Source organism: Enterococcus alishanensis (assembly GCF_019218635.1).
In the GTDB taxonomy this organism is placed as follows: Bacteria; Bacillota; Bacilli; order Lactobacillales; family Enterococcaceae; genus Enterococcus_A; species Enterococcus_A alishanensis.
This window is the reverse complement of record NZ_JAHUZB010000003.1, coordinates 547,046-569,026: the sequence shown is the minus strand read 5'-3', so window position 1 is coordinate 569,026 and position 21,981 is coordinate 547,046. Positions and strand designations below refer to the sequence as shown.

Annotated in this window: 25 protein-coding genes; 22 read left to right on the top strand and 3 right to left on the bottom strand. The window is 34.7% G+C overall.

The genetic code is table 11. The annotated features are described in order from the left end of the window. Positions 1-8: 8 nt before the first annotated feature. From KUA55_RS09830 to KUA55_RS09815, 4 genes are all read left to right on the top strand, one after another. Positions 9-2,669: an ABC transporter permease gene (locus KUA55_RS09830; protein WP_218326014.1), complete on the top strand. Its 2,661-nt coding sequence runs from the start codon at positions 9-11 to the stop codon at positions 2,667-2,669. Positions 2,670-2,804: 135 nt separating this feature from the next. Continuing rightward, a complete protein-coding gene (locus KUA55_RS09825) occupies positions 2,805-3,347 on the top strand; it encodes a flavodoxin (protein ID WP_218326013.1) in 543 nt (180 codons plus the stop codon). A gap of 1 nt (position 3,348) precedes the next feature. Next, positions 3,349-3,753, top strand: a complete 405-nt coding sequence (locus KUA55_RS09820; protein ID WP_218326012.1) for a cupin domain-containing protein — start codon at positions 3,349-3,351, stop codon at positions 3,751-3,753. Between the two features lie 11 nt (positions 3,754-3,764). Beyond that, a complete protein-coding gene (locus KUA55_RS09815; protein ID WP_218326011.1) occupies positions 3,765-4,076 on the top strand; it encodes a carboxymuconolactone decarboxylase family protein in 312 nt (103 codons plus the stop codon). Positions 4,077-4,225: 149 nt separating this feature from the next. On the opposite strand, the gene KUA55_RS09810 is transcribed toward KUA55_RS09815, so the two are convergent. Further along, complete coding sequence (locus KUA55_RS09810; RefSeq protein ID WP_246601461.1) at positions 4,226-4,579, bottom strand: VOC family protein; 354 nt, start codon at positions 4,577-4,579, stop codon at positions 4,226-4,228. An 80-nt stretch (positions 4,580-4,659) separates the two neighbouring features. Here KUA55_RS09810 and KUA55_RS09805 point away from each other — a divergent pair, with 80 nt between their 5' ends. From KUA55_RS09805 to KUA55_RS09780, 6 genes are all read left to right on the top strand, one after another. Then, on the top strand, positions 4,660-5,121 hold the full coding sequence (locus KUA55_RS09805; protein WP_218326010.1) for a hypothetical protein: 462 nt from the start codon (positions 4,660-4,662) through the stop codon (positions 5,119-5,121). A gap of 493 nt (positions 5,122-5,614) precedes the next feature. Further along, complete coding sequence (locus tag KUA55_RS09800) at positions 5,615-7,522, top strand: SSURE domain-containing protein (protein WP_218326009.1); 1,908 nt, start codon at positions 5,615-5,617, stop codon at positions 7,520-7,522. Between the two features lie 160 nt (positions 7,523-7,682). Then, the gene (locus tag KUA55_RS09795) at positions 7,683-8,255 is read left to right on the top strand and encodes a flavodoxin (RefSeq protein ID WP_218326008.1); all 573 of its coding nucleotides are present in this window, start codon (positions 7,683-7,685) and stop codon (positions 8,253-8,255) included. 22 nt (positions 8,256-8,277) lie between these two features. Continuing rightward, positions 8,278-8,823, top strand: coding sequence for an NAD(P)H-dependent oxidoreductase (locus KUA55_RS09790; RefSeq protein WP_218326007.1), 546 nt, complete (start codon positions 8,278-8,280; stop codon positions 8,821-8,823). A gap of 97 nt (positions 8,824-8,920) precedes the next feature. Continuing rightward, positions 8,921-9,778: an aldo/keto reductase gene (locus KUA55_RS09785; protein ID WP_343214716.1), complete on the top strand. Its 858-nt coding sequence runs from the start codon at positions 8,921-8,923 to the stop codon at positions 9,776-9,778. A gap of 16 nt (positions 9,779-9,794) precedes the next feature. After that, complete coding sequence (locus KUA55_RS09780) at positions 9,795-10,187, top strand: hypothetical protein (RefSeq protein WP_218326006.1); 393 nt, start codon at positions 9,795-9,797, stop codon at positions 10,185-10,187. On the opposite strand, the gene KUA55_RS09775 is transcribed toward KUA55_RS09780, so the two are convergent. Further along, entirely contained in the window at positions 10,184-11,056 is an 873-nt protein-coding gene (locus tag KUA55_RS09775) for a LysR family transcriptional regulator (RefSeq protein ID WP_218326005.1), read from the bottom strand. The two genes, KUA55_RS09780 and KUA55_RS09775, sit on opposite strands and share 4 nt — an antisense overlap. A 109-nt stretch (positions 11,057-11,165) precedes the next feature. On the opposite strand from KUA55_RS09775, the gene KUA55_RS09770 reads away from it, so the two are divergent. The 7 genes from KUA55_RS09770 to msrA all read left to right on the top strand — a co-directional run bounded on the left by KUA55_RS09770 (position 11,166) and on the right by msrA (position 16,963). Further along, positions 11,166-11,726: a DapH/DapD/GlmU-related protein gene (locus KUA55_RS09770; protein WP_218326004.1), complete on the top strand. Its 561-nt coding sequence runs from the start codon at positions 11,166-11,168 to the stop codon at positions 11,724-11,726. 197 nt (positions 11,727-11,923) lie between these two features. After that, entirely contained in the window at positions 11,924-12,430 is a 507-nt protein-coding gene (locus KUA55_RS09765) for a cyclophilin-like fold protein (protein ID WP_246601460.1), read from the top strand. Positions 12,431-12,434: 4 nt separating this feature from the next. Further along, positions 12,435-13,292 (top strand): DUF3737 family protein, encoded by an 858-nt coding sequence (locus KUA55_RS09760; protein ID WP_218326003.1) that lies wholly within the window; start codon positions 12,435-12,437, stop codon positions 13,290-13,292. Beyond that, complete coding sequence (locus tag KUA55_RS09755) at positions 13,282-14,457, top strand: MalY/PatB family protein (RefSeq protein ID WP_218326177.1); 1,176 nt, start codon at positions 13,282-13,284, stop codon at positions 14,455-14,457. Before KUA55_RS09760 ends, KUA55_RS09755 begins: the two co-directional genes overlap by 11 nt. 91 nt (positions 14,458-14,548) lie before the next feature. After that, positions 14,549-15,283 (top strand): DeoR/GlpR family DNA-binding transcription regulator, encoded by a 735-nt coding sequence (locus KUA55_RS09750; RefSeq protein WP_218326002.1) that lies wholly within the window; start codon positions 14,549-14,551, stop codon positions 15,281-15,283. A gap of 6 nt (positions 15,284-15,289) precedes the next feature. After that, positions 15,290-16,123: an HAD family hydrolase gene (locus tag KUA55_RS09745; protein ID WP_246601459.1), complete on the top strand. Its 834-nt coding sequence runs from the start codon at positions 15,290-15,292 to the stop codon at positions 16,121-16,123. 54 nt (positions 16,124-16,177) lie between these two features. Continuing rightward, a complete protein-coding gene (gene msrA, locus KUA55_RS09740) occupies positions 16,178-16,963 on the top strand; it encodes a peptide-methionine (S)-S-oxide reductase MsrA (protein WP_218326001.1) in 786 nt (261 codons plus the stop codon). A 57-nt stretch (positions 16,964-17,020) separates the two neighbouring features. Here msrA and KUA55_RS09735 read toward each other — a convergent pair whose 3' ends face one another. Next, the gene (locus KUA55_RS09735) at positions 17,021-18,355 is read right to left on the bottom strand and encodes a dihydrolipoyl dehydrogenase family protein (protein WP_218326000.1); all 1,335 of its coding nucleotides are present in this window, start codon (positions 18,353-18,355) and stop codon (positions 17,021-17,023) included. A 202-nt stretch (positions 18,356-18,557) separates the two neighbouring features. On the opposite strand from KUA55_RS09735, the gene KUA55_RS09730 reads away from it, so the two are divergent. From KUA55_RS09730 to KUA55_RS09710, 5 genes are all read left to right on the top strand, one after another. Beyond that, on the top strand, positions 18,558-19,163 hold the full coding sequence (locus KUA55_RS09730) for a helix-turn-helix domain-containing protein (protein ID WP_218325999.1): 606 nt from the start codon (positions 18,558-18,560) through the stop codon (positions 19,161-19,163). Positions 19,164-19,264: 101 nt separating this feature from the next. Further along, positions 19,265-19,882, top strand: a complete 618-nt coding sequence (locus KUA55_RS09725; protein WP_218325998.1) for a phosphatase PAP2 family protein — start codon at positions 19,265-19,267, stop codon at positions 19,880-19,882. Positions 19,883-19,942: 60 nt separating this feature from the next. After that, positions 19,943-20,425: an MGMT family protein gene (locus KUA55_RS09720; protein WP_218325997.1), complete on the top strand. Its 483-nt coding sequence runs from the start codon at positions 19,943-19,945 to the stop codon at positions 20,423-20,425. Positions 20,426-20,566: 141 nt separating this feature from the next. Next, positions 20,567-20,980, top strand: coding sequence for a YjdF family protein (locus KUA55_RS09715; protein ID WP_218325996.1), 414 nt, complete (start codon positions 20,567-20,569; stop codon positions 20,978-20,980). A 263-nt stretch (positions 20,981-21,243) separates the two neighbouring features. Continuing rightward, complete coding sequence (locus KUA55_RS09710; RefSeq protein ID WP_218325995.1) at positions 21,244-21,975, top strand: GntR family transcriptional regulator; 732 nt, start codon at positions 21,244-21,246, stop codon at positions 21,973-21,975. Positions 21,976-21,981: the final 6 nt, after the last annotated feature.

The window sequence follows — 21,981 nt, the reverse complement described above, 5'->3', positions numbered from 1 at the left end:
TGACCAGTATGAAAGTTGCTAATCGTAAAATTATTCGAAAAATTAGTTTACGCAGTTTAACCCGTCAAAAAGGCCGCAATGTGATCGTTGTCTTGGCGATTATTTTAACTTCTATCTTGTTTACAACGATGTTCACTATCGGCTCTTCCATCAATCACGCTTTTCAACAAAGTAATTTCAGGCAAGTTGGTGGTTATGCTCATGCAGGCTTCAAATATGTTACAAAAGATGAAATTGGTCAGCTACAACAAGATTCAAAAATAAAAAAATTTGGTCTGCGTCAATTCGTTGGTTCACCGACAGAAGCCCCTTTTAACAAAGCCCATGTTGAGGTCGGTTATAGCGATCAAAATTATGCTAAATGGACCTTTAGTATTCCTGAAAAAGGTCGACTTCCTAAAGAAGGAACGAATGAAGCTGCGACAGATACGAGAGTATTATCATTACTAGGAATAGAACCAAAAATTGGTGAGCGTTTCACACTAAAATTTTTAGTTGATGGTAAGGAAACAACGCAAACATTTAGTTTGTCTGGTTGGTGGAAATATGACGAAGCAAGCAGCGCAAGCCATGTCCTAATTCCTGAAAGTCGTGCTAGTCAAATCTTTGATCAATTACAAACTATTGGCGATGATGGTTTGACTACGCTGTGGACGATGGATGTAATGTTTCGGAATAGTATAGGTATTGGTGATAAAATAAAAGCTGTCTTAAAAGATCAAGACTTTCAAAATACAAATGAGAATAAAGCAAATTATATTGCTACTGGTACAAACTGGGGATATTCTGGCGCCAAAGCAATCTCTGAACAGGATCCGATGGCTGTTATTACGATAGCCGTATTGTTAATATTGATTATGATCACTAGCTACTTGATTATTTACAATGTATTTCAGATTTCCGTGACTAATGATATTCGTTTTTATGGCTTACTAAAAACAATTGGAACGACAGGACGTCAGATTAAACGATTGATTCGATTACAAGGGATTATTTTATCATGTATTGGGATTCCAGTTGGTTTAATACTTGGTTATTTAATCGGAATTAAATTAACCCCGGCAGTTTTAAATATTTTAAATGATGTAACGATAGATAGTATTTCTGTTAGCCCTCTTATTTTTATTTTCTCGGCAATTTTTTCTTTTGGAACGGTCATTATTTCTTGTCGGCGACCGGGCAAGTTAGCTGCTAAAGTTTCCCCTGTTGAAGCAATACGTTACACAGATGGCGTCGGAAAAAATAAAAAAATTCGGAAAACAACTAAAGGTGCTTCAATCGCAAAAATGGCCTGGGCCAATCTTGGTAGAAATCGGTTAAAGACACTTATCACTGTTATTTCTTTATCCTTGGCTGTTGTATTACTAAATTTAACAACAACTCTGGTGAATGGCTTTGATATGGATAAATATTTGAGGAAAATGACAACCGATTATATCGTAGCTGATGCTGGTTACTTTCAAGTCAATACACCTTATTGGACCAGTGATATGACTGTTCCTGAAGAAGCTATCGAAGAAATTAAACAACAAAAAGGCATCACAGATAGCGGTCGTATTTACGGTCAGTCTTCTGAAGATGGTGTGCTTTCTGATATACATCAATTTGTTAGCGAAGATATCTTCCGTAAAAATAACCAACTATTTTACGATCAGCATGACTTAGATACTGTCATCGATCGTAGTGAAAGATCAGGAGACTTATTAGCTGATGATGTGTATATGTACGGTATGGAAGATTTTATTTTGCGACAACTTACTACTGTAAAGGGTAATCTTCAAAAAATAAAAGATCCTACAAAAAAATATATCGCAGCAGTGTATCAAAAAAATGATTACGATAGTCCTATAAAAGCCAGTCATTGGGCTAAAGTTGGAGACACAGTTACCATTCGTTATACCGATAAGTGGGAATACTTTGATCCTGACACTGGAGAAATTTTTGACAATCAGCCTGAGGAACGAAAGTGGGAAAGACGGTCAAAAGAGTATCGTGATGTTGAATATCAAGTTGCAGCGCTGGTGACAATTCCTAATACATTAGATTATCGATTTTATGGTCGAAATCAATTTATTTTGGATGACAAAAATTTCATAGCAGATTCAAACTCTGATGGGATTATGAGTTTTGCTTTTGATACATCTAAAAGAGATAATCAACAAATCAGCAATTATTTGCAAAATTTCACTGAGAATGAACAATCACAGTTAGATTTTGAAAGCAAAGAAACTTATCTTAAAGAATTTGAATCAATGAAGAATATGTTTGCTTTATTAGGCGGTGTATTGTGTCTAATTATTGGAATAGTAGGCATCCTTAATTTTATTAATGCTATTTTGAGTGGGATTCTAGCAAGAAGGCGAGAATTTGCAGTTTTACAATCTGTCGGAATGACCGGAAAACAATTAAAGCTAATGTTGGTTTGGGAAGGATTGTACTATACTATCGGTGCAGCTTTAGTTTCACTTGGATTATGTTTGATTTCAGCACCATTATTAAGTCAGACGATTGAAAAGGTATTGTGGTTCTTTAGTTACCAATTTACGATTGTTCCAGTCCTGATCGTATTTCCAATTTTTGTGATTTTAGGGATATTCATTCCTCTAATCAGTTATTATTTTGTCGCAAAACAACCGATTATTGAACGTTTACGAAAAGCAGATAATTAAAGTAAAAAACTTCCTGGCAAAGTTTGCCGGGAAGTTTTTTCATGCCTTCTAGCTATGATAACTAAAAAAGAAGGTATTAGACCAATAACAAATATGGGTTTAAGATGAAGAAGTAGTAAGGAGGTGGCAGTAAATATGGCAATCATTATTTATTTCTCCCATGGCGGCGAGACGATTATTAATGGGCAAAAAGTAGTTCGAGAAAAAGGCAATACTGCAATTTTAGCTGAAAACATTGCCGCAAAAATTGATGCTGAAATATATTCTTTGAAACCGAGTCAACCTTATCCTGAAAATTATGATGCCTTAGTTGAACAGGTTTGTCATAAAAAAGAATTAACAACGGATTTTATCGATTTATCAATAAATGTTGATGATGATGAGTTCTTTATCGGTTATCCTAACTGGTGCGGCACGATGCCAGAAATTTTGCAGCACTTTTTAGCCTCGCAAGATTTTTCAGGAAAAAATATTTATCCTTTTTGTACCCATGAAGGTAGTGCATTAGGAAGTTCTTTAGTTGATTTAAAGAATCTTTGTCCCACTGCAATAATCAAAACAGGATTAGCTGTTCGTGGGTCGAAAGTTGAAAAAAGTCAAACTGCCATCGATAATTGGCTGATGCAATATCAGTGTGATACGTGTCATAAGAAACAGTTAAAGAAAGGAAGCTTATAATATGAAAAACGAAGAAGTAAAGAATGGCGTCATTTTTCCAGTTGGAGAAAAAAATGACGCTTATGCACAATATTTTATTGGACAAAGTTATTTAAATACCTTGGTTGCCGATCCCGATGTGAATGTGGGTGTCGGTAATGTAACTTTTGAACCAGGTTGTCGAAATAATTGGCATATTCACGAAGGTGGATTTCAAATTTTATTAGTAACTGGTGGAGAAGGTTGGTATCAAGAAGATGGTCAAGCGCCTCAAAGTTTAAAACCTGGAGATGTTATTGTAACTCATGATGGCGTAAAACATTGGCATGGTGCTAAAAAAGATAGTTGGTTTGAACATTTGGCAATAACTGCCGGAAAAGCAGTTTGGCTAGAACCAGTTGAAGATACTCATTACGATCAACTTTAGGAGGAATAATCATGAAAAAACAAACAGCAGGTAGAGATAACTTAGGTGATCTAGCACCACAATTCGCGGCATTAAATGATGATGTATTATTCGGTGAAGTCTGGGCGCGGGAAAGTCAGCTTTCTGCTCATGACAGAAGTATGATCACGGTCGCTAGTTTAATGTCACAAGGTTTGCCACAACTAGAAGCTCATTTGAAAATTGCTAAAGAAAATGGTGTCACTCAAGAAGAGTTGGTAGAAATGTTTACCCATTTAGCTTTTTACGCAGGTTGGCCTAAAGCATGGACGGCTTTTAATTTGTTGAAAGAAACTTACAAATAAAGTTTTTTTTAAATTAACCATAAAAATTCAAACTTTCTTCACATTTATGACTTATATTATAAGTACCAACAACAACCCTAACACTTTTTCATTTTTAACTCCTGACCTGACGGACCCCACCGTCAGGTCTATTTTTTTGCTATAATAAACTAAGCCTTAGCAATCACGAAATAATTTCCTTCAGGGTCGGTAAAATTAAAGGTAGCAGTCTGATCAACTGTCATTAATTCTGCTGATGGGTTCAAGCGTTCATGCAATTCTTCAAAGTCTTCTCGATACAACATCAAAGAAGGCGTGCTATCTAAAACCTCCGGCGAAACCTCAGCAATGAAATCTCGGGGGAAAATCACAAATTCAATTTCACCAGAAATTTTTAAAATAGCATTAGACAATCCCTTTGGCAATGGCTGATTTTCTATCAATTCAGCACCTAGTTTTTCTTGCCAAAATTGGCTGATGGTTTCCACGTTTTGTACATAAAACATAATTCGTATTTTTTTCAAGATAATCCCTACTTTCTTAGTTTGGCGTTATCTTAGCATGAAATAAAATTAAATTAAAATGATTCAATTGGAGGTAAAAAATGGCTGTAAGTGAATGGTATCAGAACAAAGAAGGACGGGCTGAACACCTAGTCTATCTAAACAAGCAAGGAAAAGAATTAGAAAAATTGTTGAATAAGGAAAAAACCATGATTATTCGTGGCGCCGCAGGTCGAAAAAGTCCATTGGGTGGACGAGCAAAAATCGATGACCTTGTCTATTTTGTTGAAACTGGCGGCAATCAAATGGTGACGCATCGTGGTGTAATTAAAAATGTCATAGAAACTGAAAAGATGACTCCTGAAGAATCGGCTGCATTTGTTGATAAACATGAAAAGGAATTGAATCTTTCAAAAGCGCAGTATAAACGCTGGGCAGGAAAGAAATTTTTAGCCCTATATGAAATTGATCATTTAGAAGCTATCGAACCATTTAAGTATGACCGTCAAAATAATATGGACGATTGGATAATTACTGAAGATATTAATCAAATTAAAGCGTGATATTTTAAGCCAAGCTAATTTTTTAGCTTGGTTTTTTTTTTCGTAAGTATCAAGCTATTGAGGGGAATTTAATTTTTTTACTATTGAAATTTCAGATAGCTTGATATAAAAAATTTCAATATAAGATTCATTTCGATAAATTCAGGCATTTGAAATAAAAATAATATTTTTTTTTGAGTTTATTCTTATTGATCGATAATTATATAAATACTTACTCAGAATAGTCTGTAAATAATACTTAATTTAAGCAAACATATAATTTTACAAAAAGAATAACAAATAGTAGTATCCTTTTCATGAAGCGATGAAAAACATAGGAAATCAAATTATTTGGACAAATAAAATTTTTCCCTAAGCGATGTAAACTTCATAGAAAATAAAAATATGACTTATTTACGAAGCATAAATGTATTTATGTAATATTTGTTAGATTTAATTTTGACATTACTGATTTTATGTGAGTGGTCGGTCGTAAAAAAATGGAGGAGTTACCATGAGTAACAAAAATCAAAGTTTGTTAAAAAAACAAACAAGAGCTTTATCAAAAAGCAAACAAAAAAGAATCGCAGCTTCATTGGTTTCATTAGCAGTTTTAGGAACTAGCGGATTATTAGCAGTTGCTGGACAAACAAAAGTTCAAGCCGCAACGACTTCTACTACTGCAGCTAGCAAAGCAGTTACTTCAAGCGATGTTGTAAAAGCAGTTCAAGACAATATTAAAACAACTGCTTATGTTTCTAAAAGTGATATTACAGCAGCTGAAGCTGACGGTCCTTTCTTAGCGGGTGTATCTTCAGATATCAACTTTGCTGCATTTGGCGGAGATGGCATGCTTACTCGTTTGTTGTTAAACTCTTCAGATGGAGCAGCTTGGTCTAATAATGGTTCTGGCAGCAATTCTCCATTATTACCTGTGGAAGGCTTAACGGAAGCAGATGGTTATACTTATCAAGTAAAACTAACAGATCCTGAATTCGCAGACAAAACAACAAATCAAGAATTATTAACAGCATTACAAGAAACAACTGCAACTGAATTAAATGCAACAGTGACTGTTTATCAAAACAATGCACAAGTTGCTACTAAAAAAGTTCAATTTAAAATTGGTATACCAGATATTCAATCAGCTTTAGACAATACAGTTAAAAGTGAAGCTACTTTATCAGTTAGTGATGTAACAAATGGTAAAGGAACTGACAGCCCTTATACAGCTGGAATTAATTCAGATCTTGACTTTTCAGCTTTTGGTGGAGATGGCATGATTTCAAGAAGATTATTAAAAGCTTCTGATGATGCTGCATGGTCAGATAATGGTTCTGCTGGAACAAATGCAGCCTTACTTGCTGCTTCAAACTTTACTGCTGGCCAATTCACTTATAATGTTTCATTAAGTGGCGTACTTGCTGGTAAAACTGGTGATGAATTGGTACAAGCCTTACAAGCAAACCCAGGTAAATACACTGCAACTGTTAATGTTTATGCATCTGATAATACATCTACACCAGTAGCGACTAAGACAGTTGCTTTAACTGTTGATGAAAGTATTCAAAATTCCGTTTCTAAAAATATCAAAGACACAGTAACTGTTTCTGGAGAAAAAGTTGGTGCTGCTAACTTTACTGGACCATTTTCAGCTGGTGTTAATCAAGTCATTCCGTTTGAAGCTTACGGTGGCGATGGTATGTTAACAAGATTACTAATCAACTCTACTGATGAAAAATGGTCTGATAACGGCGTAGATCAAAACGCTGCAATCGCTCCAGCAGCTAATTTAGAAGCTGATAAGTATTTCTACGAAGTTGATTTAGATGGCGCTGCAGCTGGCAAAACTGGCGAAGATTTAGTGAAAGCCTTACAAGCAAACCCTGGTAAATATACTGCTACTACTAAGGTATATGCAGCAGGTGCGGATGGTAAAGCTGATACAAGTTCAGTCATTGCAACTAAAACAACTACTGTAAATATTGAAAAAGCCGTTTACAATGGTGTTAAATTATACCGTGCTTACAATCCAAATTCAGGTGAACACTTATACACTGTAAGTAAATCTGAGTTTGATGGAGTCATAAAAGCTGGTTGGACTGATGAAGGTACTGCATGGAAAACTGCCAATGAAGCAGTTGGTACACCTGTCTATCGTTTATACAACAAAAATTCAGGTGAACACTTCTACACATCTAGTGAAGCTGAATACAATTCAGTTGCAAATGCTGGTTGGAATAAAGAAGGCGTAGCATTCTATTCTGCTGATAAAGCTGAAGGTGTTGCAGTGTACCGTGCATTTAATCCTAATGCCAAAGGTGCAGGTTCTCACTTGTTTACAACATCAGTTTCTGAAAAAGATGGTATTGTAAGTAAAGGTTGGAAAGATGAAGGCATCGCATTTTACGGTGTGAAATAAGAATTTTTAACTTTTGAGTCAGAGGAATTTATCCTCTGGCTTTTTTTGTCGTACGGTTGATATGCTTTTTTGGCATATCTGGGATTCTAAATAAGTATTGGTAATGGAAGATCTTTTCTTTTAATGTAAAGCTAACTTAAAATATTTAGGAGGAAGGACCATGAAAAAAATCATTTTCGCATTACTTGGTTTATTTTTACTTAGCGCTTGCGGTACGGGAGAAGATGCGGTTGATACAAGAGAATCTACAACAGTTTCCAATGACAATTCTGTTGCAATTATTTATTACTCATTGACGGGTACAACTGCAGAAGTTGCCAATGAAATCCAGCAAAAAACAGGTGGCACCTTGATTGAAATTGCGACTGCTGAACCTTATTCTGATGAATATTCTGATGTAACCGATATTGTTTCTGAACAAATAGAAAATGATGCGTTACCTGACTTAGCTAATATAGAGACATCTTTAGCAGATTACGATACTATTTATTTAGGCTCACCAATTTGGTATGGATCAATTTCTTTACCAATTCAAAAATTTTTAACAGATAATGATTTGTCAGGTAAAGAAGTGTATCCTTTTTACACTAGTGGTAGCAGTGGGATTGATAGTGCAGTTGAAGAAGTTGAATCGTTAGCTAGCGGAGTAAATGTACACGCTGGTCTTGGTTTATCAGAAAATGATATGGATAGTATGGAGGATAATGTGTCAGATTGGTTAACTGGGGATTAAAAATTAAAATAACTATGAAAGATTGAAAACACTCGTATTAGTATTTCATCCAGATTTAAATGCATCGACAGTCAATCGTCGTTTAGCAGAGGCGGCAGAACAGTTATCAGAAGTGACTGTTAAAAATATGTATCAGCTTTATCCAGAATTTAAAATCGATGTGGCAGTTGAGCAAGCTGGATTAGAGAAAGCGGACCGGATTGTTTTACAATTCCCGATGTACTGGTATTCTTCACCAGCTTTGTTGAAACAATGGCAAGATGAAGTTCTAGAATACGGTTGGGCTTATGGTAGTAGCGGAAATGCATTAAAAGGGAAAGAATTATTAATTGCTGTTTCACCTGGTGCACCAGCTAAAAATTATGTTCGTCAGGTTAATTTTAAATATGAGGTTCATGATTTACTACGTCCATTTCAAGCAACAAGTAATTTAATTGGTACAAAATTTGTTAAACCATTTGTATTGGCCGGAGCTTCAAGCATTTCTGAATCGGAACTAGCAGTCGCCGCAAGAAACTATGCAAATTATTTAATAGCAGAATTACCTTTATTAGGTGATTATGAATAAGATTAAATAAAGAGACTAGAAATTTAATGTTCTAGTTTTTTTTCTTGACTTAAACCGAACTCCAAGGAGTAAAGTGTAAATAATCAAAGTATAGAAGGTGAAAAAAATTGGGAAAGTGAACCTAGCAAGTAAAGAAATTTTTCCTATCGGCATCGGAACTTGGCAAATAGGTGACCATGCAATGAATCGTGAGAATGAAATTGAGGCTATTCAGCAAGGATTATCCCAAGGCATCCAGTTGATTGATACAGCTGAAATGTACGGCGATGGAAAAGCAGAAGAGCTAGTTGGCGAGGCCATCAAAAATAAGAAACGGGAAGATTTGTTTGTTGTATCAAAAGTCTTACCTAAAAATGCTAACAGAAAAAAACTACTGGAAAGTTTAGATAAAAGTTTACAACGATTAAAAATAAATGAACTAGATTTGTACCTTTTACACTGGAAAAGTGATATACCTTTAGCTGAAACAGTAGCTAGTTTGGAAGAGGTAAAAAAGGTTAGGAAAATTCGTGCTTGGGGTGTTTCTAATTTTGATACTGCAGACATGGAAGAACTATTGGCATTACCACAAGGCAAAAACTGTGCTACTAATCAGATTAAATATAATATTATTGATCGTGGTGCTGAGTTTGATTTGTTGCCTTATCTGCAGGAAAACCAGATAACTACAATGGCCTACTCACCAATGATTAAAGGTCAATGGCAACAGTTGACTGAAGAGCAACGTGTCGTGCTTTTGAAAATTTCTGATGATCAAGAAATCAGTGTTGGGCAAATAATGTTAGCGTGGGCAATCAGAGATGGAAGCACCATTGCTATTCCTAAAGCCGGAAGCCCACAACACATACGAGAAAATGTTGCATCTGCAACTAAAAAATTAACTGCTGAAGAATTAATTTTAATAGATTCAGTTTTTCAGGCGCCAACTAAAAAAACTGATTTGGCATTATGGTAAAGATGGAGGAGTAATTGTGAATCAACGGAAGAATTTACAAAAGATGCAGGTTTTTTTGCAGATGGGGGATACTTTGACGGAAGTAGATATTTGTGCTTGCTTCTTTGATGTGTTATTGCAGTGTAATTTTCAACAGCCCTTGTTTTTCCAAAAGAATGATTTAGCAACCTATTATTTTTCTTCGAAAGTAGAATTGACGACAAATTGCACAGAGCAGTATTATTCTTGTGCTGGTGACATTAGTTATTTTCCTTGGACTAAAGAAATTGGGATTTGTTTAGAAGATGAATGTACTACAATGGGCGTCCCGCGAATAAAAATGGGACGGTTAACGAAAAATCTCTGCCAAATCCAAAGCTTACGAGCAGAGGAAGAGGCAGAAATTTGTTGGCAATTTGTTATGGCTTAATTATTTTCTTGCAATAAATTTTTTAAAAATAGGGTTGATGCGTTAGAAAATACTTGGTTTTTCTTCCAAATCAGATTGATACTCACCGTTAATGGGGGAGAAAATGGTATGAAAATTAAATCGGATTGTTGCGTATTGATAATACCATCAATTGATAAAATAACTAAATTCCCTTCTTTTGCTAATAACGAAGCGTTAAATAATAGATTATACGTCCCGGCAATATGATAATTGCTGAGGTTTCCGCCTAACCATTCCGCTAGTTGATTGTCTACCAAAGATTGATTTGAAATGAGCAAGGATTGATTGAGTAAATCTTCTGGCGTGATTTGATTAGATGTTGCCAATGGATGATTCCGATTAACAATAATACCCCAGCGATCTTTCATTGGTAACCGTAAATACTCATATTTTTGTTTTTTGACAGGATCGATGACTAGCCCGAAATCTAGTAAGCCTTTGTCGATCTTTTCCATTACATCATCTGCATTACCACTATATAAACGAATTGATAAATCTGGATAGTTTTTTAAAAGGTCATTTAAAATAACGGATATAAATTGAAAACTTTGTGTTTCGCCACCCCCAATTGTTATTTCTCCGCCAATCACTTTATTTTTTTGTAAATTTGCAGTAGTGACATCCACCAGAGATAAAATCTCTTGTCCGCGATTTTGCAAATAAACACCATCTTCAGTCAAAGTTATTTCGCGATTGCCCCGTTTAAATAATTCCACGCCTAACTCAATTTCCAAATCTTTTAATTGTTTCGATAATGTTGGTTGTGAAAGATGTAAAACTTCTGCTGCACGGCTGATAGTTTTCTCACGAGCAACCGTTAAAAAGTAGTTTAGAACTCTTAAATCCATCTAATTCCTCCTATAATAAAAAAGCATATCAGTTCATTCTATATAAGTATTAGTCAAGTCAATTATATCCGAGTATGCTTAAGCTATCAAATAGATAAAGGTGATGGCGATGAATACATACAATTTACAACAAAAAATTAATGGTAAAGAAATATTAAAAGGCTCGACACTTTTTCGAGAAATTCATCTGGTAAAAGATAATAACGAACGTTTAGTTGCAGAATTAAACCAAGGATATCGGACACCAAATGAAGTTTTGACTTATTTAGAAAATATCACAGATCAAAAAATTGATGATTCTGTGGTCGTTTCTCTGCCGTTTTATACAGATTTTGGTAAACATATTATTTTTGGGAAAAATGTTTTTATTAATCAAAATGTGCAATTTGTCGATTTGGGCGGGATTGAAATTGAAGATGACGTCTTAATTGGACCAATGGCAAGAATTATTTCAGTGAACCATATTATTGATCCCCAAAAAAGAAGGGGTATTTTACCACAGGCAGTTAAGCTTAAGAAAAACGCTTGGATTGGTACTAATGCGACAGTCTTACCTGGCGTGACAATTGGAGAAAATGCAATTGTGGCAGCTGATGCGACGGTTACAAAAGATGTGCCTGATAATGTGATTGTGGCAGGAACACCAGCAAAAATTATCAAAGAAATTTAAATTATTTAAAAAAAGTTATTGACTTCACCTTGACTTGAAGTTGTAAAGTTCAAACTATTAAGAAGAGGTCGATGAATTATAGTAAGCATTCCGAAATTTCTAGATAAGCTAAAAATTGATTAAACTGACACTTACTTGGTGCAACAAATTTTACCCCGCAGGGATAAACACTTTAACCAACCTCTGGGAGAGATTTTATGAAACAAAAAATCGTATTTTTATTTTTGGCTATCTTTCTGTTATCCGCTTGTAGCAATCAAACAGTTAGACCTTCAACCAACACAGAAGACTCTTTTAACAAAAACGAGCATATAGCAGAAAGTGAGACTGAAATGAGTAGCTATCAAACTCAACACTATTTACAAGTGAATGATCAATCATTTTCTATTCAGTATGAAAAAAATCCCACCGCAACGGCTTTCCAAAACTTATTGCCGTTGAAATTAACCATGACCGATCACAATGATAATGAAAAATTTGCTGATCTATCAGATGTTTTAACTACAAATGCACAACAAGTAGAGCAAATTCAAGCTGGCGATGTGATGCTTTATGGCAGTCAAACATTAGTGGTATTTTACGAAAATTTTTCGACCAATTATTCTTATACCCGGATTGGGAAAATCGACAATCCGACAGCACTAAGGAAACTATTAAGAGCAAATGATTCAGCCGAAATTCTTTGGTTGACTGAAAAGGAGTAACAATATGAATGAAATTAAACAAGCATTATTAACAGGCGAACGAGCTTTATTTAAAGCTGGAAATTTAAAAATTAGTGATTCCGTTTTTGCTGATGGAGAATCACCACTAAAAGAAAGCAATCAATTAGTTTTAGAAAATGATATTTTTAAATGGAAATATCCACTATGGTACGCACGTGGTATTCAAGCAGAAAATATCACCTTACTGGACACAGCTCGTTCAGGTATCTGGTATAGTCATCATTTGATGATTTCCGATAGTTTGATTCAAGCGCCTAAAACATTTCGTCGTAGTAGTGATATTCACTTAACCAATGTCGATCTGCCAAATGCCCAAGAAACTTTATGGAATTGCCAAGATATTTATTTACAAAAAGTATCTGCAGCCGGGGATTATTTTGGTATAAATAGTCAAAAAATTACCGCTAATCAATTAACGATTACAGGAAATTATCTTTTTGATGGCGGGAAAAATATTGAAATTCGTCATAGTAAAATTATTTCAAAAGATGCTTTTTGGAATTGTGAAAATGTGGTGGTTTCTGATTCGACAATCATTGGTGAATATTTAGGTTGGAATTCTAAAAATGTGACTTTTGTGAATTGTGTGATTGAGAGTGAACAAGGCATGTGTTACATGGAAAATGTTAAGTTAATTAACTGTCGTGTGATTAATACCGATTTGGCCTTTGAATATTCAACCGTCGATGCTGAGATTACGACCACGGTTGATAGTATCAAAAATCCGATTAGCGGAAAGATTTCTACTTTGGCTGTGGAGGAGTTGATTTTTGATGATCCGAAAATTGTTCCAGAAGCAACCAACATTACCACAAGAGAAGATCACGCCCATGCCAGTTGATTTTGATCAATTAATTGATCGTCGCCAAAATAATTCTTATAAATGGGATATTGCTGAAAATGAGTTGCCGATGTGGGTAGCAGATATGGATTTTGAAACCGCACCTGCTGTGACGAAAGCTTTGGAAAATAGAATTTCACAAGGGGCATTCGGTTATAATACTGTTCCACCAGAATTTTTTGAGAGTATTCAAAATTGGTGGTGGAAAAAGCACCAATTTAAACTAGCAACGGATGCAATGATGTTTTGTACAGGTGTTGTGCCGGCAATTTCTTTAATCGTTCGTAAGATGACAAAAGTGGATGACCAGATAGTTCTTATCACACCAGTTTACAATATTTTTTTCAATTCGATTCTCAACAATCAACGTCAGGTTTTGGCTTCAGAAATGACTTATCAAGATAGCCGTTATGGGATTGATTATTTAGATTTAGAGAAAAAATTGGCTGATCCGAAAACAACCATGTTGATTTTTTGTAATCCCCATAATCCAATTGGCAAAGTTTGGGACAAAAGTACGTTGGCAAAGATTGGTGAGTTGTGTCTTTTAAATGATGTTTTGATATTAAGTGATGAAATTCATTGTGACCTGACGCATCCAGAATTTTCTTATACACCAATGGCTGCCATTTCCAAAGAAATCGCTCAACAAACTATTACTTGCTGGGCACCTACCAAAGCTTTTAATTTGGCTGGCTTACAAACGTCAGTGATTTATGTGCAAAATCCAAAATTATTTCAATTAGTGCATCGCGGTATTAATATCGATGAAGTGGCAGAACCGAATACTTTCGCCATTCAAGCTGCGATGGCGGCATTTGATGAAGGAGGAGACTGGTTAGAAGAACTGAAACGCTATTTAACAGGAAATCGTCGAAGTTTAAACCAGTTTATCCATGATAAGCTACCAGAGATAAAAATAATTTCCTCAGAAGCAACTTATTTGGCTTGGTTGGACTGTTCGAGAATCACGAATGACAGTAAAATGTTGGCTGATTTTTTGCGAAAAGAAACCGGGTTGATATTATCAGCAGGAGATATTTTTGGTGGAAATGGCAGACAATTTTTACGTTGGAATTATGCTTGTCCCCAAATTCGTTTAGCGGATGGATTAGATCGTTTTTATCAAGGAATTGAAAAATTTAAGCAAAACTCATTATCTTAAGGTAATGAGTTTTTTGCATTAAATGCTTACAAAAAAATAAAAATACTTACAATTGCTTAAAAATATGATATAGTATTACTGAGGTGATGGCATGTATCAAGAACAAAGATTGGTTGAAATTCAAAAATTTTTACAAGAAAAAGAACAATTGAGTACTAAAGAGGTTATGTCAATTTTCGATATTTCTCGCGATACCGCCCGGCGTGATATTAGTTTATTAGCTGATCGTGGTTTGGTCCAAAGAACCCACGGAGGTATTATCTCTAACAAAGAGGAGCAAGAAATTGCTTCTTATAATCAGCGCTTGGAGAAATTCTCTAAAGAAAAAAGTCAAATTGCCAAAAAAGCATTGGAATTTATTGAAGATGGGCAGACTAACTTTTTTGATGTTTCAACGATTGTATTAAAGATGGCACAATTAATTGACCAACCTTGTCGGATTTATTCTCATTCACTAGACAACAGCATCATGCTAAGTAGTAATGAAAAAATTGATTTTTATTTAATTGGTGGGAAATTTTATCGAAAAAATCGCTTTTATTATGCCTTAAATGAAGCTGAAATTTTGAAGAATATGACTTTTGATGTTGCTTTTATCGGTGCAGCAGGTTTAAAAGATGGCAAAGTGACATTTCAAGACGAATCAGATGCTATTTTAAAAAAACTAATTTTGAAGCAAACTAAGACCAAAATTCTTGTAGCGGAATCAAAAAAATTCCAACAATCAGCGACTTATTTTGCAGCAGATATTTCAGAATTTGATTATTTAGTTACAGACCATTCTGTAACTAATCCGTTTTCTTCACAGATAAAAATAATTGTTTAAGAGAGGATGATAGAGATGGCGATTAAATTTATTATAAGTGATATTGATGGCACAATTTTAGATGATCAGCATCAATTAGACGACCAATTAATAGGCAAAATAAAGCTTTTAAAAGAAAGAGATATTCCTTTTGTTTTAGCTTCGGCTCGTTCGCCAAAGGGAATGTGGCCGTTAGCTCAAGCTTTAGAAATTCAAGATCAACCGATAGCTTGTTATAACGGAGCATTGATTATGAAAGAGAATGAAACCTTATTTAGTCATGAGTTAGTTCAGCCAGAAGTTAGTATTCTAGTTGATATCTTAAAAAATATTTTTCCGCAAGTTTCAATTAATTTATATTCTGGTGAGTCATGGTATGTAGATAAAATTGATTCTTGGGTGGAAATTGAAGCTGAAATTTCAGGTGACCAACCAATTGAAGGTAATATTCAATTATTATTACTGAAAAAAAATATTCCGATCCATAAGCTTTTATTAATTGAAAAACCTGAAATAATCAACGAAGTCTTTGAATACCTAAGTAATTTAAACTTTCCTGAAAGCGAATTCTACTTATCAAAAGATAATTATTTAGAAGTAACTAATCATAAGGTTTCAAAACAAAAGGCATTGTTGGAGTTAGCAAATTATTATCAGGTAAATCTACTAAATACGATGGCGATTGGTGATAATTTCAATGATATTCCCATGTTGACTCAAGCGGGAATGGGAGTTGCTATGGATAATGCGCCGGAAACTGTGAAAAAATCAGCCAATCAAATTACAGCAAATAATAATCAAAATGGTGTGAGTCGAGCACTACAAAAATATATTTTGACCCCAATTCAAAAGTTCGCTTAAATTCAGAAAATGTGTTAAATTTCAAATGATTTTTCTCTAATGGGAGGGAAGGTTATGAAACTTGATACAACAACAATTTTAAGTGACGTCTATAATTTGATTTTGAATCCACATACAAGAGATTTTGAACGATCACTGTTAACTGCTTTTAAAGATACTGTGGCTGCTGAAGGCAATGATCAGACAGCCTTAGCAAAATTAGAAATTGGTTTACGTCCACTGGCAAGTCGGAATAGTTTGACACCGGAAGTGGCTGATTTTTATCAAAGAATCACTGATGGTGAGGTTGTTCAGTTTGATTTTGAACAGCATCAAATTTCAGATGTCGAACATCAAGAGCGGGCGATATTTGCTGGTGGGTGTTTTTGGTGTATGGTGGAACCTTTTGAAGAACGCCAAGGAATTATCTCTGTTTTATCAGGTTATATTGGTGGGACCCTAGAAAATCCTAGTTATGATTTTGTTCATACTGGTGCTAGTGGTTATTTAGAAGCGGTAGAAATCATTTTCGATACTCGCCTAATTAGTTACCAAGAATTATTGGAAATATATTGGCAAATCATTGATCCGACAGATGACCAAGGACAGTTTCAAGACCGTGGGAATCAATATCGCACTGCGATTTTTCCAACGAATCAGGAACAAAGAAAGCTTGCGGAAGCTTCTAAAGACAAATTGATTGCTGCAAAGAAATACCACAAACCAATTGTGACAGAAATTCGCGAAGTAGCTACATTTTGGCCAGCTGAAAACTATCATCAACAATTTTATAAGAAACAGCCAAAGCGCTACAAAGCAATCGAAAGGGCCCGCAAACAATTATTAAAATATCAAAAATAAATAAATCGATAAAAAATGACGCTAAGCTAAATTATCTCGCTTAGCGTCATTTCTTTATTAAATATATTTCATGTAAGAGTGGGCAATACTTGGGAAAAGATAGATTAATTCTTCTTGCTGAGGTGCTTTGATTTTGGCATTCATGACATCTAATAATCCATTAACTGTTTCGACTGCATCATTTCCTAGATTCGTCACGCCAACTAAATAACCGGCTTTGTTATGAACAAAACTAATTAAATTTATATCGTCATTTCCTACTTGATGGAACCAATCCTTTGCAGCATAATCTACAACAGTAATCTTGTATTCATCTGGCTTGGTTTGAGCTTCGGCGATGGAAATCCCTGCTTCGGCCAATCTTGGAGAAGTAAAAACTGTTTTCGCGATTGGCGGATAAACAATTCCTTCATTTGTATCACCAGTAAATAAATGAGCCAAATATTGAGATTCATAAGCTGCTACTGGAGTAATTTTTGGCTGGCTTTTAGCAAGCACATCGCCGGCTGCATAAACACCAGTTAGATTTGTTTCTAAAAATTCATTGACAAAAATCCCTTTTATTTCGTCAAATTCTAAGCCGATGCCTTCAAAATTCATATTTTTTAGTTGCGGACGGCGACCAGTTGCATCAATCACATAGTCAGACTCATGTGTATAACCATTTTCGCCTGTTAATATTACTTTTTCATCGATTTTTTCAGCTTTTTTCAGTTTTTCATTAATATGGAATTTCACGCCACGATTTTTTAAATCTTTCACCAGAATGTCGACATAATCTTGGTGGAACTCTCGTAAAACTTTGTCGCCCCGTAAAATAACTGTCACATCAGCGCCAAAAGCATTAGCCATAGTTGCAAATTCCATACCGATATAACCACCGCCAATAATCGTTACTTTTTTTGGCATGTTTTCTAAAACTAAAAAGTCTGTGCTGTCGTGAAATAATTCATTTCCAGGAATAGCCAAACGGTGAGGTAGTTGGCCAGTGACAATCACGATTTTATCGGCAGTATAATTTTCACCAGCTACTTCAATAGTATGACTGTCAACGAAAGTTCCGCGACCAATAATTGTTTTTACACCTGCATTTTCTAATTTGTCTTGATTACTTTGTGCCAATGAGTCGATTACTTCATGCTTATGAGCCATTAAATCAGACCAATTTAATTGTGGCACGCCATTAAAACCGCGTCCCTGCAATTGCTCGACTTGTCGTAACAATTCAACAGGACGATCCAAAGTAATTTTTGCATTACAACCGCGATTTGTACAGACGCCACCAAATAACCCTTCTTCGATTACACCAACTTTCAATCCTGCCTTAGCCATGGGAATTGCGCCATTCCAAGCACCTTGTCCACTTCCTAAAAACAATACATCAAAATTCATTAAATCTCCTCCTCTTTTATATTGAAAAATTTCTAGTTAGAAACGATTATCTATTGTTTAAAAAATGATTGATTAGTTAAGTTTACCATTAATAAAAATAATCAGACAAAGATTTCGCTTGATCTTATCAGTCAAAAGTACAATGTAGCAGGATGATTAAACTGGTAAAATGGATTTAAGAAAATTTTTTCAGGAGAATAAAATGGAGCTTAATCAAAAAATAAAGCAACTTAGATTAGAAGCTGACTGGACCCAAGAAGAACTGGCACAGCAATTATTTGTGTCTAGAACAGCTGTTTCAAAATGGGAATCAGGGCGAGGTTATCCCAGTATTGATTCTTTAAAAGAATTATCTGTTTTGTTTAATATTTCTTTGGATGATTTGTTATCAAACAAGGAATTATTGAATCTTGCACAAAAAGATTTGAAAGAAAAAAAGCGTAAATCACGAAAGCAACTGTTTTTCTTGTTAGATTTACTAGTAGTTGATTTCTTTTTCTTACCTCTTTTCGGTAATGATTTAGGAACACGTGTCGCTCATGTTTCACTGTTAAATTTAACCGAAACTCCTGTTATCCAAAGAGGAATTATTGTGGTAAGCGTAATTTTTACATTTCTATACAATCTTTTTGCTTTTTATTTAATGGGTCGAAATTCAAAGTTTAACGAGAAATATTTAATTATTTTTTCAATTAGCTGCTTGTTGATTTTTACTACTTTAATGATTGCTATGAGACAACCATATGCGGCTTCTTTTTTACTGATGTTATTAGTTATTAAGGTGTTTTTATTGATTTATCCCAGATGACACGATACGTCACCAGGATGTGAGCACTAGATTCTTATGATTTTTTTACCGACTTGGTATCTTTCAAGAGTACCGAAAAAAGATGGAAGTGGGTAGAAAATATGAAACAAAAATCAATTAAACTTGTTATTCCTTTATTGTTATTTTTAATTTTTACAATGGCTGTAAAAGTAATCGATGTTCGAGAAATTGGCCCCCAAAGTAGTTTCGTCGGATTTGCTACTATTAATCAGTGGGGGCACCATTTTTTTGGCGTACATCCATTGTGGGACAAATTGTCAGATGTTTTTTTATTATTTACAATTTTAGTGGCACTTTATTTCGTTATAAAAGGAGCTTTTCAATGGGTAAAACGCAAACGACTGTTGCTAGTGGATCAAAATATTTTAGTTTTAGGGATAATCTATTTCATAATGTCATGCTGTTATCTATTTTTTGAAAAAGTAGTGATTAATTACCGACCGATTTTAGTCGAGGGTTTAATGGAACCCTCTTATCCGTCAAGCCATATTTTATTTGGTGTGACTGTTTTAGCCTGTGGGATTATTTATTTCAAAAGAAAAACAGTGACGCTGATCTTTAGTTTAGTAATGATTATTTTAGTGATTAGTCGCTTACTTTCAGGTGTTCATTGGTTAAGTGACATTGTTGGTAGTTTACTGTTGAGCTTCTTTTTGATTTATACTTATCAAATCTTTGCAAATGTAAAAAATAAATAAAGTGTCTCATTGCCTGACTACTTTATCTTAGCTATGATGAAAGAAAAGGAGCTGAGAGAAATGGCTAATGAAGATAAAAAAGATTTTAATAAGATGCTCCATGAGTCAAAAGGGATGCCAAAAATTCAGATTTTGACAGACGAAAAGTCAATCAAAAAATATGGCGGAGAAAAAATGTATTTTGCACCACCGTTAACTTATGATGAAATCATGAAAAAAATTCCTGGGGGGAAAGTCATTACTACTGGTGAAATTCGCGCTTATTTGGCTAAAAAAAATGAGGCTGATTTTACTGATCCAATTACTGCGGGAATATTTATCAGTATTGTTGCTTGGGCAAGCCATCAAAGAAATGAAAATAAAACACCTTATTGGCGAACATTAAAAGCACAGGGGGAACTTCATCCTAAATATCCTGGTGGTGTTGAAGCGCAGATTAAATTGTTAGAAGCAGAAGGTCATGAGATTATTCGTAAGGGTCGCAAAAATTTTCGCTATTACGTAAAAGACTATCCGACGGTGCTTTGTGAACTAAAAGATTAATTGACAGATTAACTAAATCCTTTTATGCTAAAAGAACATAAAAACACGTCACGGTTGGTAGTCCGTGAGCATTATGAAAATAATGTCAGTAACCTTCCCTCCAGGTCGTCCATTGTAATTTTTACAAAGGGGGGGGCTATCATGAAACTAACTGTTTATTTTGATGGCACATTTTGGTGTGGTTTAGTGGAAGCTCAAGATCAAAAGGAATCGCTGGTTTACAAGCATACTTTTGGTCCAGAGCCAAAAGATCAGGACATTATGATTTTTATTCATCAGCAGTTGCCTAAAATTCTAGCCAGTAGCCAAACGGTTAAAGCTGAAAACAATGGTATTGTTGAGAGAAAAATTAATCCTAAACGGCGACAACGAATGATTAATCGTGCCAAACGTCAACCAGTTGTTTCCACCAAGTCACAACTTGCACTGCAAGAAGTTCATCAGCTGAACAAAAAAGCTAAGCAAAAACGACAAAAGCAAGATAAAGCTGATGTGGCAGAAGCAAAATTTCAGCAAAAGCAATTAAAAAAGCAACAAAAGAAAAAAGGGCATTAAATAGGCACGAAAAGAAAACTTTCTATTTGAAAGTTTTCTTTTTTTAGTTTTATTTTCTTAACTGGTATTAGATTTTCATACTTTATTTTAAATTATCATACTGGGTCTTTTATTAATCCAAATTAATATTTTTCCGATATTGCTGAAACAATCGGGTTTTTAATCTCTAAAAAAAAGGAAAAATATTTTATCTTGACAGAATAAAAAAAACCACCGTACTATTGGTATAAGGTTATAACCAGTTATCGAGGTAGGAGAATTTTATGACAACTTCTTTAAAAAACAAAGCTTTGTATCACCAATTGGCCGATTTATTAAAAGAGCGAATGAACACTGGCATGATTCCACATGACAAGTTGCCATCTGAGCGAAAATTAACTCATGAATATGATGTTAGCCGAACAACTGTCCGCCTGGCTTTAGAAGAATTAGAGCGCAGTGGCTATATTTATCGACGCCACGGTAAAGGAACCTTTGTTTCTGATATCAAAAATGATGATACTGATTTGGCAACAGCATATAGCTTTACTGAACAAATGAAGCAGATGGGAAAAAAACCAGAAACCCGCATTTTATTGTTTGAAAAAATCACAACGGATTATTTCGTTTCTCAGCGCTTAAACCTCTCTTTATCGGAAGAGGTTTATCACTTAAGTAGGTTGAGATTAGCTGATAACGAACCATTAATGATTGAAGAGACTTATTTACCAGCTAAAAAATTTCTATCATTGGAAGAATCACTTCTTCGGAGCAAACCACTTTATGATGTTTTTTCTGAAGATTTCGATCAAATCATTCGATTAGCAGATGAAGAACTTTATGCAAGTATTGCTTCTTTGGAAGACGCAAAATTGTTAATGATTCCTGAAGGTGCCCCTGTGCTTCATTTGGCTCGTTCAACTTACAATGTAAAAAATGAAATAATTGAGTACACATTGAGTGTTGCTCGTGCGGATCAATTTCATTACAAGATTCGACATATTCGAAATAGTTAGGAGAAA

Coding starts and splice junctions, on each gene's coding strand:
- KUA55_RS09830 (WP_218326014.1), top strand. CDS start 9: ATGAAAGTTGCTAATCGTAAAATTATTCGAAAAATTAGTTTACGCAGT.
- KUA55_RS09825 (WP_218326013.1), top strand. CDS start 2,805: ATGGCAATCATTATTTATTTCTCCCATGGCGGCGAGACGATTATTAAT.
- KUA55_RS09820 (WP_218326012.1), top strand. CDS start 3,349: ATGAAAAACGAAGAAGTAAAGAATGGCGTCATTTTTCCAGTTGGAGAA.
- KUA55_RS09815 (WP_218326011.1), top strand. CDS start 3,765: ATGAAAAAACAAACAGCAGGTAGAGATAACTTAGGTGATCTAGCACCA.
- KUA55_RS09805 (WP_218326010.1), top strand. CDS start 4,660: ATGGCTGTAAGTGAATGGTATCAGAACAAAGAAGGACGGGCTGAACAC.
- KUA55_RS09800 (WP_218326009.1), top strand. CDS start 5,615: ATGAGTAACAAAAATCAAAGTTTGTTAAAAAAACAAACAAGAGCTTTA.
- KUA55_RS09795 (WP_218326008.1), top strand. CDS start 7,683: ATGAAAAAAATCATTTTCGCATTACTTGGTTTATTTTTACTTAGCGCT.
- KUA55_RS09775 (WP_218326005.1), bottom strand. CDS start 11,056: ATGGATTTAAGAGTTCTAAACTACTTTTTAACGGTTGCTCGTGAGAAA.
- KUA55_RS09770 (WP_218326004.1), top strand. CDS start 11,166: ATGAATACATACAATTTACAACAAAAAATTAATGGTAAAGAAATATTA.
- KUA55_RS09765 (WP_246601460.1), top strand. CDS start 11,924: ATGAAACAAAAAATCGTATTTTTATTTTTGGCTATCTTTCTGTTATCC.
- KUA55_RS09760 (WP_218326003.1), top strand. CDS start 12,435: ATGAATGAAATTAAACAAGCATTATTAACAGGCGAACGAGCTTTATTT.
- KUA55_RS09755 (WP_218326177.1), top strand. CDS start 13,282: ATGCCAGTTGATTTTGATCAATTAATTGATCGTCGCCAAAATAATTCT.
- KUA55_RS09750 (WP_218326002.1), top strand. CDS start 14,549: ATGTATCAAGAACAAAGATTGGTTGAAATTCAAAAATTTTTACAAGAA.
- KUA55_RS09745 (WP_246601459.1), top strand. CDS start 15,290: ATGATAGAGATGGCGATTAAATTTATTATAAGTGATATTGATGGCACA.
- msrA (WP_218326001.1), top strand. CDS start 16,178: ATGAAACTTGATACAACAACAATTTTAAGTGACGTCTATAATTTGATT.
- KUA55_RS09735 (WP_218326000.1), bottom strand. CDS start 18,355: ATGAATTTTGATGTATTGTTTTTAGGAAGTGGACAAGGTGCTTGGAAT.
- KUA55_RS09730 (WP_218325999.1), top strand. CDS start 18,558: ATGGAGCTTAATCAAAAAATAAAGCAACTTAGATTAGAAGCTGACTGG.
- KUA55_RS09725 (WP_218325998.1), top strand. CDS start 19,265: ATGAAACAAAAATCAATTAAACTTGTTATTCCTTTATTGTTATTTTTA.
- KUA55_RS09720 (WP_218325997.1), top strand. CDS start 19,943: ATGGCTAATGAAGATAAAAAAGATTTTAATAAGATGCTCCATGAGTCA.
- KUA55_RS09715 (WP_218325996.1), top strand. CDS start 20,567: ATGAAACTAACTGTTTATTTTGATGGCACATTTTGGTGTGGTTTAGTG.
- KUA55_RS09710 (WP_218325995.1), top strand. CDS start 21,244: ATGACAACTTCTTTAAAAAACAAAGCTTTGTATCACCAATTGGCCGAT.